At 69.2% G+C, this 14,610-nt stretch carries 12 protein-coding genes; 7 read left to right on the top strand and 5 right to left on the bottom strand.

Translation table 11 applies throughout. The annotated features are described in order from the left end of the window. The first annotated feature begins 7 nt into the window (after positions 1 to 7). The 4 genes from rph (at position 8) to FS770_RS01380 (ending at position 3,124) form a co-directional block, all read left to right on the top strand. A complete protein-coding gene (gene rph / locus FS770_RS01395) occupies positions 8 to 817 on the top strand; it encodes a ribonuclease PH (protein ID WP_144942494.1) in 810 nt (269 codons plus the stop codon). Then, complete coding sequence (rdgB, locus tag FS770_RS01390; RefSeq protein WP_144942495.1) at positions 798 to 1,517, top strand: RdgB/HAM1 family non-canonical purine NTP pyrophosphatase; 720 nt, start codon at positions 798 to 800, stop codon at positions 1,515 to 1,517. The genes rph and rdgB overlap by 20 nt, the downstream gene beginning before the upstream one ends. 3 nt (positions 1,518 to 1,520) lie before the next feature. After that, positions 1,521 to 2,381, top strand: a complete 861-nt coding sequence (locus tag FS770_RS01385) for a phosphotransferase (protein ID WP_144942496.1) — start codon at positions 1,521 to 1,523, stop codon at positions 2,379 to 2,381. A 161-nt stretch (positions 2,382 to 2,542) separates the two neighbouring features. Then, complete coding sequence (locus tag FS770_RS01380; RefSeq protein ID WP_144942497.1) at positions 2,543 to 3,124, top strand: 3'-5' exonuclease; 582 nt, start codon at positions 2,543 to 2,545, stop codon at positions 3,122 to 3,124. A 156-nt stretch (positions 3,125 to 3,280) separates the two neighbouring features. On the opposite strand, the gene FS770_RS01375 is transcribed toward FS770_RS01380, so the two are convergent. The 3 genes from FS770_RS01375 to FS770_RS01365 form a co-directional block, all read right to left on the bottom strand. Beyond that, on the bottom strand, positions 3,281 to 4,582 hold the full coding sequence (locus FS770_RS01375) for an ADP-ribosylglycohydrolase family protein (RefSeq protein ID WP_144942498.1): 1,302 nt from the start codon (positions 4,580 to 4,582) through the stop codon (positions 3,281 to 3,283). A 137-nt stretch (positions 4,583 to 4,719) separates the two neighbouring features. Continuing rightward, positions 4,720 to 5,499 carry a PKD domain-containing protein gene (locus FS770_RS01370; protein WP_144942499.1) on the bottom strand — a complete coding sequence of 260 codons (780 nt, stop codon included), beginning with the start codon at positions 5,497 to 5,499 and terminating at the stop codon, positions 4,720 to 4,722. A 302-nt stretch (positions 5,500 to 5,801) separates the two neighbouring features. Next, complete coding sequence (locus FS770_RS01365) at positions 5,802 to 6,581, bottom strand: DUF6318 family protein (protein WP_144942500.1); 780 nt, start codon at positions 6,579 to 6,581, stop codon at positions 5,802 to 5,804. Positions 6,582 to 6,868: 287 nt separating this feature from the next. On the opposite strand from FS770_RS01365, the gene FS770_RS01360 reads away from it, so the two are divergent. From FS770_RS01360 to FS770_RS01350, 3 genes are read left to right on the top strand one after another with little or no spacing between them, the layout of a single operon-like run. Then, a complete protein-coding gene (locus tag FS770_RS01360; protein WP_144942501.1) occupies positions 6,869 to 8,110 on the top strand; it encodes an exonuclease SbcCD subunit D in 1,242 nt (413 codons plus the stop codon). Beyond that, positions 8,107 to 11,319 carry an AAA family ATPase gene (locus tag FS770_RS01355; protein WP_244944677.1) on the top strand — a complete coding sequence of 1,071 codons (3,213 nt, stop codon included), beginning with the start codon at positions 8,107 to 8,109 and terminating at the stop codon, positions 11,317 to 11,319. The genes FS770_RS01360 and FS770_RS01355 overlap by 4 nt, the downstream gene beginning before the upstream one ends. A 9-nt stretch (positions 11,320 to 11,328) precedes the next feature. After that, a complete protein-coding gene (locus FS770_RS01350) occupies positions 11,329 to 12,618 on the top strand; it encodes an MFS transporter (protein ID WP_244944676.1) in 1,290 nt (429 codons plus the stop codon). Positions 12,619 to 12,714: 96 nt separating this feature from the next. Here the strand turns inward: FS770_RS01350 and FS770_RS01345 are convergent, their stop codons facing one another. Both FS770_RS01345 and FS770_RS01340 read right to left on the bottom strand, forming a co-directional pair. Further along, positions 12,715 to 13,398, bottom strand: a complete 684-nt coding sequence (locus FS770_RS01345; RefSeq protein ID WP_055083363.1) for an MBL fold metallo-hydrolase — start codon at positions 13,396 to 13,398, stop codon at positions 12,715 to 12,717. Then, complete coding sequence (locus FS770_RS01340) at positions 13,395 to 14,492, bottom strand: S-(hydroxymethyl)mycothiol dehydrogenase (RefSeq protein WP_055083366.1); 1,098 nt, start codon at positions 14,490 to 14,492, stop codon at positions 13,395 to 13,397. Before FS770_RS01340 ends, FS770_RS01345 begins: the two co-directional genes overlap by 4 nt. Positions 14,493 to 14,610: the final 118 nt, after the last annotated feature.

The following is a 14,610-nucleotide window of genomic DNA, read 5'->3' as shown; positions in this document are numbered from 1 at the left end:
GAGGCGCATGACCTCGCCTTCCGATCCGGCCACGTCCACCACCACCGCCGAGGGTCAGAGCGACTCGTCCGCTGAGCAGCTTGTTCGCTCGGACGGCCGCGGAGTCGCGGAGCTGCGACCCATCACCGTCACCCGCGGGTGGTCCGAGCAGGCAGAGGGCTCCGCGCTCATCGAGTTCGGCGGCACCAAGGTGCTGTGCACGGCCTCGCTCACGGAGGGCGTGCCACGCTGGCTCAAGGGGCAGGGGCGCGGCTGGGTCACCGCCGAGTACGCGATGCTCCCCCGCGCCACCTCCACCCGCTCGGCCCGCGAGTCCGTGAAGGGCAAGATCGGCGGGCGCACCCACGAGATCTCCCGGCTGATCGGCCGCTCGCTGCGCTCCATCATCGACCTCGAGGCCCTCGGTGAGAACACCGTGGTGCTCGACTGCGACGTCCTGCAGGCGGACGGTGGCACCCGCACAGCGTCCATCACCGGTGCGTACGTTGCACTCGCGGACGCCCTCGCCTGGGCCCGCGAGAACGGCATCCTCAAAGCCGGCGCCCAGCCCCTGACCGACTCCGTGGCCGCCGTGTCCGTGGGCATCATCGACGGCGTGGCTATGCTGGACCTGCCTTACGTGGAGGACGTGCGTGCGGAGACCGACATGAACGTGGTCGTCACCGGCTCCGGAGACTTCGTGGAGGTCCAGGGCACTGCCGAGGGTGCGCCCTTCCGGCGGGACGAGCTCGACTCCCTGCTCGACCTCGCGGTGGCAGGGTGCGCACAGCTGGCGCAGATCCAGCACAGCACGCTGGATGGCACCCGTGACCGCTGACCCGCACGGTGCCCGCATCGTGCTGGCAACCCACAACCAGGGCAAGGTCCGCGAGCTGCAGAGCATGCTCGAGACGGCGGGGTTCTCCGGCACCGTGGTGGACGCCGCAGCGGCCGGACTGGGCGACGTCGTTGAGACCGGCGTGACCTTCCGGGAGAACGCCCTGCTCAAGGCGCGCGCCGCGGCCGCCGGGTCCGGTCTGATCGCGCTGGCGGACGACTCCGGTCTTGCCGTGGACGTGATGGGTGGGGCGCCTGGAATCTTCTCCGCGCGCTGGTCCGGGACGCACGGCGACGACGCCTCCAACCTCGACCTGCTGCTCGCCCAGCTCTCGGACATCGCGCCCGAGCATCGCCGTGCGAAGTTTGTGTGCGCCGTGGCCGTGGTGGGCCCGAGAGGCGAGGAGCACGTGGTTCACGGCGAGCTGCCCGGGACCATCCTGACCGCACCCGCCGGGTCGAACGGCTTCGGCTACGATCCCGTTCTGGCCCCTGAGGGGGAGGGCGGACGCAGCTGCGCGGAGCTGAGCCCCGAGCACAAGAACCGGATCAGCCACCGTGCGCGTGCCATGGCCGAGGCCCTTCCCATCCTGCTGGACCTGCTCCAGCGGGACTGCGGCGCCGCCCCGGGAGCGGACAGCAGGAGCGACGTCGTGGCGACCGAGGCCACCTCCTTTCCCGCCACGGAGCCCGAGGGCTGACACATGACCTTCGCGTGCGGACACCTCCCCTTTGCCGGAGCCGTCGAGGCGGTCCTCGCAGAGGCGGGCGTGAGCGTGGACCGCTCCGAGTGGGAGCTGCACGCCGGTGGATCGGCGCACATCGTGGTCAACGCCGGGCACCTCATGAGCGTGCGGATCGCCAAGAACCCCACGTCCGGAGAGAACGTCCGGCGGCGGACCGAAGCCCTCACGCGGCTGCCCGACTTCGACTTTGCAATTCCCCGGCCGCTGACCCCGGTGCTGCAGGACGGGCGCTACACGGCCGTGGGGATGACCTGGTTGCCGGGGGCCCCGCGCGCGCCGGGGTCGGCCGACCCCCGGGAACTCCGCCGGGCGCTGGAGCAGATCCGGCACGCGGACGCCCGTGACGCCGAGCCGTGGCTGGACCGCCCGGGCCAGCACTGGGGCGGACACCGCCGCCGGCACGTTCTCCTCGACCAGGTGCTGCCCCTGCTGCTGCCGCGCACCAGGGACCGGGCCATGAGCGCGATCGAGGACCTCGTGGCGCTGGAGAACGTGACTCCCCAGCTGGTCCACGGGGACCTCATGGGCTCCAACATGCTGTGGGACGGTGAGCACCTGGTGGGTGTCATTGACTGGGACCATGCCTGCATGAGCGACCCCGCCTACGAGGTTGCCTCGCTCGGACTGTGGTTCGGCTGGTCGAGCGTGCGTGATGCCACCGATCCCGAGAGCTACGAGCGCGCGAAGCTGCACGCCAGGATCTTCCCCCTGCAGGCCATTGCCTACGCACTGCACCACGAGCTGGACGCCGCACAGATCCGGCAGGCCGTGGAGAAGGCGGACGCGTGGTACGAGACGCGGGCAGTTGCGGCCGCCTGAAGATCGTGGCGGGGCCGGCCGCCTTCGGGCAGACCACTCGCGGCCGGGTCGGTTTCTGCCGGATCGCTCTCTGCCAGATCGGTCTTGACCAGACGCGTCTCGAGCAGACCGCGCGTGGCCTGGCGTGTCTGGGTGTCGGAGTCGTTGCCTAGGCTCGGAGCGTGCCCGTCAGTTTCACCGCCATCGACTTCGAGACCGCCAACCGCAGCCTGGCCTCCGCATGCGCCCTTGGTGTGGTGCGGGTCCAGGACGGGCAGGTGGTCGACACGCGCTACTCGCTGCTCCGGCCACCTCCGGGTTACGACGCCTTCGAACCGGGAAATATCCGAATCCACGGCATCCGGCCCGCGGACATCCAGAACGCCCCGAGCTTCGAGGCGGCCTGGGGCTGGGTGTGCCGCGCGATCACCCCGCAGGACCCGGACGCGGTGCTTGTGGCGCACAATGCGGTCTTCGACACGGGGGTCGTCAAGGCCGCCAACAGCGCCTGCGGTGGGACGGCCCGCCCCTGGGACTACGCGTGCACCCTGCGTCTCTCCCGCGCGGCGTACACCCTGCGCTCCTACGCTCTGCCCTCGGCATCCCGCGCCGCGGGGGCCGAGGTGCAGGAGCACCACAACGCCCTCAGCGACGCGCTGGCCTGCGCGGGAATCGTGCTGGACCTGGCGCGGCGCAGTGGGGCGGACAGCATGGCCGAGCTCGCGGCGCACTACGGGGTGAAGATGCAGCGCGCAGAGCTCTGAGGGGTTCGTGCCCGGTCGGGCGGTGCGGGGCCGAGCCGGGTTGTCACGTGCCCGCGGCCTCGGGGAATACCGGTCAGTGTTGCCACTTGCCACTCGCCTGCGGCCTCGGGAAGCCGGCCAGGGCGTGAGTCTCATCCGCAGGCTAGGAGCGCTCGGTCAGGGCCGCCACAGGGAGGTCCAGTGCTCCGCGAGGCGGAGGAGTTCGGTGCGCACCGGGTCTACGGCATCCCGCGACTCGGTGTCCTCGGCGCTTTCGGTGATCCCGGCCCTCTCGGTGTTGCCAGTGTTCTCGGTGCTGCCGCGGTGTGATCCCGTCGGGGCCCCCAAGATGGGAGCATCGCCGGGGGAGTCGGTGCCGTCAGACGTCATGGGTTCCGCAGCCTGCTGATCCCCAGCCCGGGGCGCATCCTCTGCCTCCACCCGCGCGGCTGCGAGTCCCCAGCGGGCGGCCGCGACGACGACAACCACCTGTTGCGCCGCGCAACTCGTCACACCGCGATCCGTGAGCAGGGCGCAGGCGTTCCGAGCGACGTCATCTCCCGAGCCGGGCCAAGCGCGGCCCTCCGACACACGGCTACCGGCATGGCCCCCACGCGCGGAGTCTCCACTCGCGAGGAACTCGCGACTTGCTGCGTCCTCGACCGCGAGCAACGCCGCGAGGCCGAGAGCTAGCGCCTGGGTGGCCGTGTCACCCGTGCCCAGCCGCCCCGTGAGGGTCTCGGGAGCACCGGTCCAGAGTGCAGCGCGCGCGTCCGCATCGGCCAGGGTTGCGAGCAGGTCACGTGTGCGCGGGGCGGGCCTCGTGATCGCGGAGGAAACCCGGGCCGTCTCTGCGAGAACCTCTGCCAGGGAGGCGTCTGAACTGCGGGCTCGAATGGCCGCGTGGACCGTGAGAACCAGGGCTGTCGCCGCGGTCTGTGCCTCCGGGCTGCCGTGGGTGATCGCCGCCGAGTCGAGCGCCAGCACAATGAGCGACTTCCATCCCACGTTCGGAATCAGGCCGTACGGCGCAGTGCGCGCCAGCACCTCGGGGCTCTGTGCGTCCGGCAGGACCGGCCTCACGACCTCTCCGAGGCGACCGGTGGCGAGGGCGGTGAAACTGTCCCCCTCGTGCGGACCAGCGGCGGAGAGCGCCGGAAAGTCACGGTCCAGGACGTCAGTGGGCGGTCTGGGGGCGTCGGACGGGAGCTGCGCCCCGTTGGCGACGGCCCAGCGGAGATACGCCAGCCACGCGCAGGCGGTGGGGTCAGCGGACTGGCCGTCGTTGGCCCAGCGCGCGACCTCGTTGAGCGCACTCACCGTGCGGGCCGAGAGCTGGACGGCCTCGTTCCCAGCGGCTGGTTCCCCTGCGGACCACGGTGCCAGGAGGACGCTGCGCACCGCGTTCGGATAGTCCGACGACGACGGATCCAGGCCGTGGTCTCGGTCCAGCAGTTCAGGGGTCCCGGGTGACGTCATGGTTCCAGTCTATGAAAGGTGTGACTCCACGGCGCGGCTCGATTCAGTCCTCATTGCCTGACTCCAGGGCTCCCCGGCCCTGGGTTTCCGGCTCCCCGGCTCCTGGGCCCCTGACTTCCTGGGTCTCAGAGTGCGCGTCAGCGGCGACCACCCGGGCAGCCGAGTCCCGCGGGGTTGACCAGGCAGTCGTCGGCGACGTTGTGCACCGTGGCCCGCCACACCGTGAGCGCGACGGGCGGCGACGTGACCTGGTTGTAGCCATTGACCGGCTGCCACCCGGTGCCCGCGATGTTGTACTCCCCGTAGAACGAGGTGGTGAGCGTCAGGCTGTAGTCACCGGTGGCCGTGTAGACGTGCGAGGTGTCGGTGGGGACGTCCCATTCCCCGTCTGCCAGCGGGGCGCCCGTGAGGGGTGTGGGGCCGAGTGTGCTGCCGTCGCCGTAGTTCCAGGTGTACTGCACGGGATAGGCACGGACCGACACGGGATAGCCGCCCAGGGTGGTCTCAAAAGTCTGGGGCTGAGCCACCGCGTAGACATTCGTGTTCATGTTCTTCAGGGTGTCCGGGGCTGGTTGGGCGTGGTTCTCCGCAGGTGCCACCGCGAGCTGTTGGAAATCCTGGAGCGTGAAGACGGGCAGGGGGACGTAGCCTTCATCGTCTGCACCCTCAGCCTGTCCCTGGGCCACGCACATCTGTGTCCCGCGAGCAGAACGCTGGCCGTCTCCGGCGCCACCCACCACGACGTCCATGTTCACACCCTTGGCTCCCGAGTCATCGGTGCACTCCTGCGACGTCCGGCAACGCGTGAGCGCGGATCCCTTGTCGTCGACGCAGGGATCCTGCAGACCGTAGGTCGTCCGGTTCTTGGCCGTGTCCATGAGCTGCGAGTTGAAGAAGATGGAGTCGTCGTTCGACATCAACGCGTTGCGCAGAGCTTTCTGAAATGCGGCATCCTTGTCGGGATCCCAGGGTGCACCGTTGGCCGTTGCCCCTAAGCCACCCGAAGATACCCCAGAAGTGGCGTTTGCGCCTGGAGCGCGATTTGCATCTAATTTGATAGTGATGGAACTGCCATTAGCACTCGCGGATGTATTGACGGAGCCGTCTTCGCGCCCGTTGCCAAATCCCCCATAGTTACTGCCATCGTCGCCTCTTGCTGGCGTCATAGTTAATGATAAACATATAACGGCAAGGATAGTCCACGTGCTAAAGGTTCGCATCACATCGATCCTCGCGGAGATGCGGTAACGTACAGCCAGGACCCCTCTTTGTACAATATGTAGACATCAAAGCGGTCTTTTAGGTCAAAGGGAATCTGTCGCTCTATAACCTTACCACCCCTGAAGGTAACCAGCCCGTAATTTACCGTTTCGACAGGTAGGTTGTACCCGCCGTCGGCACGCTTAATAAATGAATCAGGGATAATTTTTTGAATTTCCAATCCGCCGCCGGACCAGTTTCCGTCGGAGTACGCGCGATCGAACGAGTCGTATTGCTCAACACAATTCGCGCAGTCCGTAGAGGTGACTTGGCGTATTAACGAGGTATCGCCGGTTTGAATGGAGTACCACTGTGCATCGGCTCGGTAGTTGAGGAACGCTTGCGCACCGGCCTCCGTCTCCTGCTTGGCCTCCTCGGGCATGACGGGTTTCGGCACGTTCCTCGCGGGGTGCGCGAGGGTGGCGGGTTCGTAGTCGCCCGGAATCTTTTGGCCCGTGGCGAGCACGGTGGGCTCCTGGGGGCGCCAGTCGTCGGGAAGGGGGCTCTCCGAGCCGGACGGTGCGGGCGTCGTGGTGCTGGTGTCATCGGACCCGGTGTTGGCGGTGGACTCAGCCGATGCACTGGCGTGGGAGGGTGACAACGAGTTGGACGACGCCGTGGCTGTCTCCTCGGGGACGTTGCCACCACCCGTGCACCCCGTGAGCAGCACCGCCGCCAGGACCGCGGCGGAGACCCCCGTTGCACGGCGGCTCCTCGCTGCGACATCGTGGATGCCCATGATTTCCCCCTAGTCTCGAAACATCGGGTGTGACGTGTCGAACATCTCCCAGAGCATAGGGGGTGCTTCGCGACGCAAGCCACGCCTGCGGACGAACTGTGGACAGTAGGAAATATGCGCATGCATGACCGCAGGTCAGGGCCGGGCAGGAATCCCGAATCCGCTGAAACAATTCCGCGTGTTCACGGTGAGAGCCTGCACCACCCGTCCACGGGCATCGGGACAGCATCCCTCCACACGGCGCGGGATCCCATATGCGTGTCTGTGCTCCGTCTTACATTGAGCCCATGCTGATCCTTCACACCTCCGACTGGCACCTGGGGCGGACCTTCCACGGCGTCGACATCCTGGATGTCCAGGCGCGTGCCATGGGCGAGATCGTCGACTGGGTCCGCCGGTACGGAGTGGACGTGGTCCTGGTAGCCGGCGACGTCTACGACCGGGCCCAACCCCGGACCGAGGTGGTGGAGCTGCTGAACACGACCCTCGCGCAGATCCGGGAGGCGGGTGCGTACGTAGTGCTGACGAGTGGCAACCACGACTCCCCGGCACGCCTGGGCTTCGGCTCCCGCATCATGGCCCACGGCGGGGTCTTCCTCCTGACCACCCTGGAGGGATCCGCTCGGCCGGTTCTGTTCTCGGAGTCGTCCTCCGGAGGAATCACGGCCACCCGGGTGGAGATGGCCGGCCAGGGGACCGGCGGGCGAACGGCTGCGCAGCTTCCGTCCACGGGTGATGACGCCGCAGTCCTCGCGGTCTACGGCATTCCCTACCTGGATCCGCGGGCCACCGCGCCGCTGCTCGACTGCACACCCACCCACCAGGCGGTGCTGGGTGCGGTCATGCACCGTGTGGACGAGGACCGGGCCTCACGAGGTTCACCCGCATCCGTGGTCATGGCGCACGCCTTCGTCACGGGGTCCGAGGCCAGCGATTCCGAGCGCGTGGTGGACTCCGGCGGACTGGGGACTGTCTCCGCCCAGGTCTTCGCGGCGCACGACTACGCGGCACTGGGCCACATCCACCGACGCCAGCGCATCACGGAGACGGTTCGCTACAGCGGCTCACCCGTGGCCTACTCCTTCTCGGAAGCCACCCACGCCAAGGGCGCGTGGCTGGTGACGGTCGGCGGAAATGGCGTGGACGACGTCGTGCCCCTCGACCACCGGGCTGGCCTGCGGCTGGCACGGCTGAGGGGCCCCCTGGAGTCCCTGCTCTCGGACCACGCGCTGGCGCCCTCCGAAGATGCCTGGTGCCAGGTGCTCCTCACGGACGTGGAACGCCCAGCATCCGCCATGGAGCGGGTGCGCACGCGCTTCCCGAGAACAGTGGAGCTGAGGTGGGAGCCCGACGGAGGTCGGGCCAGTACCGAGCGCGACTACGGCGCACGCCTTGCGGAGGCCACGACCACAGAGGAACTGTGTGCCCAGTTCTATCAGCACGTCCGCTCGCGGGCACTGACTGCGCAGGAGTCGGCGGAGATCTCGGACGTCGTCTCCGTCGTGCAAAGCAGGGGAGTGGAACAGTGAAACTTCACCGTCTGGAGATCACCGCCTTCGGGCCGTTCCCGCAGCACGAGACCGTGGACTTCGACGCCCTCAACGAAGCCGGGGTCTTCCTGCTCAACGGCGAGACCGGCGCAGGCAAGACGAGTGTGTTGGATGCCGTCTGCTTCGCCCTCTACGGTTCCGGGCCCACCACGGTGGGCAAGGGTGGTCGCAAGGTTCAGCACAGCGACCACGCGGAGCCCCACACGGCTCCGCGCGTGGAAGTGGAGTTCACCGCGTCCGGTCGCCGGTGGTGCGTCACCCGGACCCCGGCGTGGCGAGAACCCTCCACGCGGGCGACCTCCGGATGGCGCGACCGGCACGCCACGGTGTTGCTACGCGAGTACACGGAGGGGCAGTGGGCTGACCGGGGGCACCGCCCGGACGACGTGGGCCAGGCCATCCACCACGCCGTGGGCCTCAACCGGGAGCAGTTCACCCAGGTGATGATGCTGCCCCAGGGAAAGTTCGCCCAGTTCCTCCAGGCCGGATCGCGGGAGCGGGAGGAACTCCTGGAGACACTGTTCGGCACGGATGTCTACGCGGACGTGCAGGAGGAGCTGAAGGCCCGGGCGGACGCAGCCAAAACCGACGCGGCCTCGGCCCAGCTCGAGTGGGAACGCTCCGAGGAGCTGCTCTCCCGCGTGGGAGAGCGCCTGTCCCGACTCAACGAGCAGGATCCGCGGACCGGTCTGCCCGCAAGGGGATCCGTCCCGTCACCGGCTGACTCAGCAGACGGAGTGCGCAGTGCGAGCGAGGAGGATTCCCCGGACGACGGCGGTGATGACGAGGTCAGCGGCGGCGAAACCTCTCCTCCGGAGGGACCCGCTAGCCTCTCGGAGCGGTGGCATGCCCTCGTGTCCGATGGCGAATCGGCGCTCGCGGGAGCCGTAGCGGCCCGTGATGAAGCTGCCGATCGCCACGCATCTTCTCAGCAGCGGATCACGGAACTGGAGGTGCTGAGCGGGCTCCTCGCCCGTTTCGACCGGCTTACGGTGCGTCGTGCCGAGCTGCGGGCGCAGTCGCAGCGCCTCGGGGACGCGAGACGTCGGCTCGAGGAGCACGCGGCGGCCGAGGGCTTGGCGGAGCCCCTGGCATCGGCGATCCGGGCTCGACGGCGCGCGGCGGATTCTGCCTCCGCGGTCGAGGCGGTGCGGGCGGCGCTCACGGAGACCTCTGCGGGGGCGCGCTCGCTCCGGGATGTCCTGCGCGACCGGCCCGATCTGGTCCGAGAGCTGGAGGGCACCCCCGAGATGCCCCGGCAGCTGCGGGACGCGGCCGTGACGGCTCGTGAGGCGGCCCGTGGAACGGCGGAGCGCGCCCGCCTCCTGGCCCAGGAGGAGACCGCGCTGCAGCGGGACGAGGAGAGTCTGCGCACACTTGAGCTGCGATCCGAGGAGATCACAGCGGAGCTGACCGCACGGCACGCGGACCTCGCACGGTGGGAGGACTCCCGCCAGGAGCTGGAACTGCAGGTCAAGGACGAGGGCCTCGTGAGGGAGCGTGCCCGGGCGGCGCGCGAGGCGGTCGAGGCCAGCCGCGACTATGCCCGGGCCCGTGACACGGAGAACGCGCGGGCCGCAGAGTTCGAGTCCGCCGAGACCGCCCGGCGTGAAGCGGCCCGCCAGGTGGAGTCCCTGGAGACCCTCCGATATGCCGGTGCCGCCTCCAGCCTCGCCCGGGAACTCTCCGAAGGGGATCCGTGCCCCGTGTGCGGTTCCACGGTGCACCCGTGCCCGGCCACGGGGGAAGAGGAGCAGGACGTCACCCCGGGGATGCTGCAGCGCGCCCGGGAGGATCGGGAGACGGCGCAGAACACCGCCGATGCGGCCCACCACCGCTGGCAGCAGGCCCAGCGCACGAGCGCGGAACACCTGGCGCGCGGTGCCGGTGAGGACCTCGCAGACGTCGTGGAGCGGGCTCGACTGGCCCGTCTCGCCGAGGAGGCCGTCGAGTCCGCCCTCGCGGAACTGCAGCGCGGCACGGAGGAAATCGCCACCGTGTACGACACCGTGACCCGTCTCGAGACGGAGGAACGGAACACCACCACACAGATGGCGGGTGTGCGCACGGGGGTGGAGGCGGCACGTGGTCGCTGCGCATCGGAACGGGAGCGCGTGGCCCGTGCCATCGGGCCTTTCGCGACCGTCCAGGACTGCGTCCGGGCCGCTGAGGAGCTCGTGCAGCTCACCACCCGCTGGTCCGACGCGCAGGACGAGCGGGACGCAGCCCGGCACGAGAAACGCACGGCGGAGGAAGCCCTTGACCGTGCGCTCGCGCGGTCCCCCTTCAGCAGGGAGGTGGACGTCCACGCGGCCCTCATGGACGAGGAGGAGGCCACCGAAGTGACCGACTGGGTCGAACGCGTCGCCAGCGAGGTCGCGGCGCTGGACGCGGAACTCGCAACCCAGGACATGCAGCGCGCGGCTCGGCTCACCGAGCAGCAGCGCCACGAGGTTTCGGCGGAGGCACGTGAACGCGCTCAGGCCGAGTGCGAGGAGGCCGCGCGCCACAGGGACGCACTCAACCGGCTGCTCGGAGGCCTCGAGGACCTCACGGTCGAGGCGCGATCCCACGCGCGCGAGGCACCGGCCCGTGAAACGGCGTTGCAGGCCGCCCGGGACCGGGCGGAACGCCTGAGCGGGCTCGCGGGCGTGGCCACCGCCACCACCTCGGAGAACTCCCTGCGCATGACACTGACCTCTTTCGTTCTGGCCGCGAGGCTTGAACACGTTGCGGCCGTCGCCTCGGAGCACCTCTCCACGATGTCGTCCGGGCGGTTCGCCCTGGTGCACACCGACCAGACCCGGGGCAGTGGCAAGTCCGGCCTTGGACTGGAAATTGAGGACGCCTGGACCGGAGCACGCCGCGGCACCGAGACCCTCTCCGGGGGTGAGTCGTTCTTCACCTCGCTGGCGCTGGCACTGGCGCTCGCGGACGTCGTGCGAGCCGATGCCGGGGGCACGGAGATCGACACGCTGTTCGTGGACGAAGGCTTCGGCTCCCTCGACGAGCAGACACTGGAACAGGTCCTGGAAACCCTGGACGGGCTGCGCCGCGGTGGGCGGGTGATCGGGGTGGTCTCCCACGTGAGCGAGATGAAGCAGCGGATCGAGACCCAGCTGGTGGTCACCAAGACTCCCCGGGGTTCCCACCTGCGTGTCGAGACCGGCTCTGCGGTGCTCACGTAGGCTGAGACGGTGAGTACCGCGACCCGCACCCAGGTGCCCGTTTCCGCGCCGCCCGATCCCGGCGCGCGGGAGCGGCTCGTCCGCAGCGACCGCCAGCTCAGCGCGATCACCCTGCTGCTGAGGTTGCCCCAGGTCATGGCTCCGCTCGGGGTGCTCACGTGGGTTGCGGTGTCCGCTTCCTCGGCATGGGCCGCGGCCCTGAGTTCCGCCGCGCTCTGCCTAGGCATGGCGGTGTGCGCCGTGGGCATGGCACTGTTCTCGAACGTCCGCTGGCGGCAGTGGGCCCTGGCCGGGATCGCCCTGATCCAGGGCGGGGTCATGTGGCAGCTCTCCCTGGTGGACGTCTCCACGGTGCCCGTCGCGTGGGGTGCGGTCTCCGCCTTCGTTCCCTTCTTCATTGCGGGCCTCTCCCTGACGCCCATGGGCCTCGCAGCCCGTCTGCGCTGGGCCTCCGTCCTTCAGGGACAGGGCCGTCTCGAAGCCTTCTCGTCGGCCATGCGGCGGGAGTCAGTCAACGAGGCTCTCGCCACCGTTCTGGGTGCGGCCCTCACCGGACTGCTCGCGGTGGTCATTGGCCCGTCCTCCGTTCTGAAGGTCTCCGCCACGCTGTCCCTGGTCACCATCGCGTTCTTCGTGGCCCACCGTTCGTCCCGCTATCCGCAGGCCAACATGCCGGTCCACCTGCTGTGGCGGGACCGTTCCCCGTTGGGCGTCCCCCGCTCCACCACGTTCCGGCTGCGCCACGGACTGCTCTACGGCATCGGGGCGCTCAGCGCGCTGCTCGGAGCGGTGCAGGGCTGCCTGGCCGTGTACTCCGTGTCCCTCGACAGCGGGGAGACCATGGGTGCCATCTACGCCCTCCTGGGATTCGGCGCAGCCGTGGGTTCGAGTTTGGCGGTGCGGTTCCGGCACCGCATCACGGCATCCAACATGATGGTGCTCTCGGGCACGGGGGCCCTGGTGGCATCCATGCTGCTCTCCGCACCCTCCGGGTCTCTGGGGTACTCGGTGGTGCTGCTGCTCGTGGGTCTCTTCTCTGGCCCCAGCCTGCTGTGCCTGCACAGTTCCGCTGGTCAGGTGGGCGTTACCACGGGGTTCCTGGGCCTGGTCGCCCAGATGTCAGTGGTCTCCAGCGCTTCCTCGGCCGTGGGGCTGATTGTCTGCGCCTACCTCGGCGTGCACCGCGACTACATGTCCGCGGCCATGGGACCGGTGGCGGCGGCGATGCTCCTTCTGGGCACGGCGCTCTTCTTCAGCTACACGCTGCGCCGCTCTCCGGTCCGCGATCCCAGGATCTGACCTCCGCACGGCCGCCGGGGGAGACTACGACGCCGCCCCGGCGCCTTCACCGTGGAAGGCACCGGGGCGGCGTCGTCGGCCAGAGGCCGGACCGTGTCAGTGACCGCGCGCGATCCACTCGCCCAGGTGGGGCTTCTCCTCGCCGATCGTGGTTGCGTCTCCGTGCCCGGGGAGCACGAGCGTGTCCTCCGGCAGCGTTAGCAGGCGCTTGTCGATCGAGTCGATGATCGTCGGGAAGTCGGAGTAGGAGCGTCCCGTGGCTCCCGGCCCGCCCTGGAAGAGGGTGTCGCCGGTGAAAACCACGCCGTGCTCACCGAGATCGGGGGCGTGGAAGACCACCGAGCCGGGGGAGTGGCCGGGCGTGGCGATCACGGTGAAGGCCACGGTGCCAGCGGTGAGCTCCTGGCCGTCGTGCAACGGTTCCGGTTCGGTCCCCTCGGGGTGGACGGCGTGCCACAGCATGACGTCCTCGGGGCTCATGAGCACGGGAGGGTTGCCGTCGAGCTGCTCCACGACGTCCCGCACGGCCCTGATGTGGTCGTCGTGGCCGTGGGTGAGCAGCACGTGGGTGACGGTGCGGCCGTCCACTGCCGCGAGCACGGCCTCGGGGTCGTGGGCGGGATCGATCACCACGCACTCGGCCTGGTTGCCCACCACCCACACGTTGTTCTCCACGTCCCACGTCTGCCCGTCAAGGCTGAAGGTGCCCTCCGTGACGCAGTTGGTCACGCGCACACCGTCGCGGGGGTCGGTGACGACGATCTCGGGTGTCCGAGTCACCGGGACACCTCCACGACGGAGCGGAGGACCTTGCCGGACTTCATGGTCTCGAACGCCTCGTCCACCTGGGCGAGGCCGATGCGCTCAGAGACGAACGCGTCCAGGTCCAGGCGGCCCAGCACGTACTGGTCCACGAGCATCGGGAAGTCGCGGGAGGGCAGGGTGTCCCCGTACCACGCGGACTTGATGGACCCGCCGTGCGAGAACACCTCGTCCAGGGGGATCTCGGCGACCGTTCCGGGATTGGGCACGCCCACGAGGACCATGCGCCCCGCGAGGTCCCGGGCCTGGAAGGCCTGCATGAAGGTGTCCGGCACGCCGACGGCGTCAATGACGAGGTCCGCGCCGTTGCCGTGGGTCAGCTCCCGGATGCCCTCCACGGCGTCCGTCGAGCGGGAGTTGATCACGTGAGTTGCTCCGAGGCGCTGCGCGGTCTCGAGCTTCTCGTCGTCCACGTCCACCGCAATGATGGTGGTCGCACCGGCGAGAGCGGCACCGGCGACGGCCGCGGTCCCCACGCCGCCGCAGCCGATCACGGCCACGGACTCACCGCGCTTGACGGCGCCGGTGTTCAGCGCTGCACCGATCCCCGCCGTCACACCGCAGCCGAGCAGGCCCACGGCCGCGTACTGCTCGTCCTGCAGCGGGGTCTCGATCTTCGTGCACTGGCCGGCCGCCACCAGAGTCTTCTCCGCGAATGCCCCGATGCCGAGTGCGGGCTCCAGCTCGGTGCCGTCCTCGAGCGTCATCTTCTGCGTGGCATTGTGGGTGTTGAAGCAGTACCATGGCTCGCCCCGCCGGCACGCGCGGCACTCGCCGCACACCGCACGCCAGTTGAGGATCACGTGGTCACCCACCTCCACCTCGGTGACGCCTTCACCCACCGCGCTGACCACCCCGGCGGCCTCGTGGCCCAGGAGGTAGGGGAAGTCATCCCCCACGCCGCCTACCTTGTAGTGAAGGTCCGTCTGGCACACCCCGCACGTGAGCACGTCCACGAGTGCCTCGCCCGGCCCGGGATCCGGGACCAGGACGGTCTCCAGGGTTGCCGGCTCGTTCTTGGCGCGTACCACGACGCCCTTGACCTTGTGCATGCGGTTGCCTCCGTCGACTCGAATTCTGTGTCCTTCCCAGTATGCGTGGTGCCCCGCGAGCAGGGCACCGGTCGTGCGTCGTCGTTCGCCCACCGAGAAAACGCGCCTGACGCGGATC

It is taken from the genome of Kocuria salsicia, assembly GCF_007681555.1.
Classification (GTDB): domain Bacteria; phylum Actinomycetota; class Actinomycetes; order Actinomycetales; family Micrococcaceae; genus Kocuria; species Kocuria salsicia.
The sequence above is the reverse complement of the archived record's forward strand: the minus strand, read 5'-3'. Positions and strand labels throughout refer to the sequence as shown.

What these genes read in the sequence shown, in the direction of transcription:
- rph (WP_144942494.1), top strand. Translation starts at nt 8, where the DNA reads ATGACCTCGCCTTCCGATCCGGCCACGTCCACCACCACCGCCGAGGGT.
- rdgB (WP_144942495.1), top strand. Translation starts at nt 798, where the DNA reads ATGGCACCCGTGACCGCTGACCCGCACGGTGCCCGCATCGTGCTGGCA.
- FS770_RS01385 (WP_144942496.1), top strand. Translation starts at nt 1,521, where the DNA reads ATGACCTTCGCGTGCGGACACCTCCCCTTTGCCGGAGCCGTCGAGGCG.
- FS770_RS01375 (WP_144942498.1), bottom strand. Translation starts at nt 4,582, where the DNA reads ATGACGTCACCCGGGACCCCTGAACTGCTGGACCGAGACCACGGCCTG.
- FS770_RS01370 (WP_144942499.1), bottom strand. Translation starts at nt 5,499, where the DNA reads ATGTCGAACGACGACTCCATCTTCTTCAACTCGCAGCTCATGGACACG.
- FS770_RS01365 (WP_144942500.1), bottom strand. Translation starts at nt 6,581, where the DNA reads ATGGGCATCCACGATGTCGCAGCGAGGAGCCGCCGTGCAACGGGGGTC.
- FS770_RS01360 (WP_144942501.1), top strand. Translation starts at nt 6,869, where the DNA reads ATGCTGATCCTTCACACCTCCGACTGGCACCTGGGGCGGACCTTCCAC.
- FS770_RS01340 (WP_055083366.1), bottom strand. Translation starts at nt 14,492, where the DNA reads ATGCACAAGGTCAAGGGCGTCGTGGTACGCGCCAAGAACGAGCCGGCA.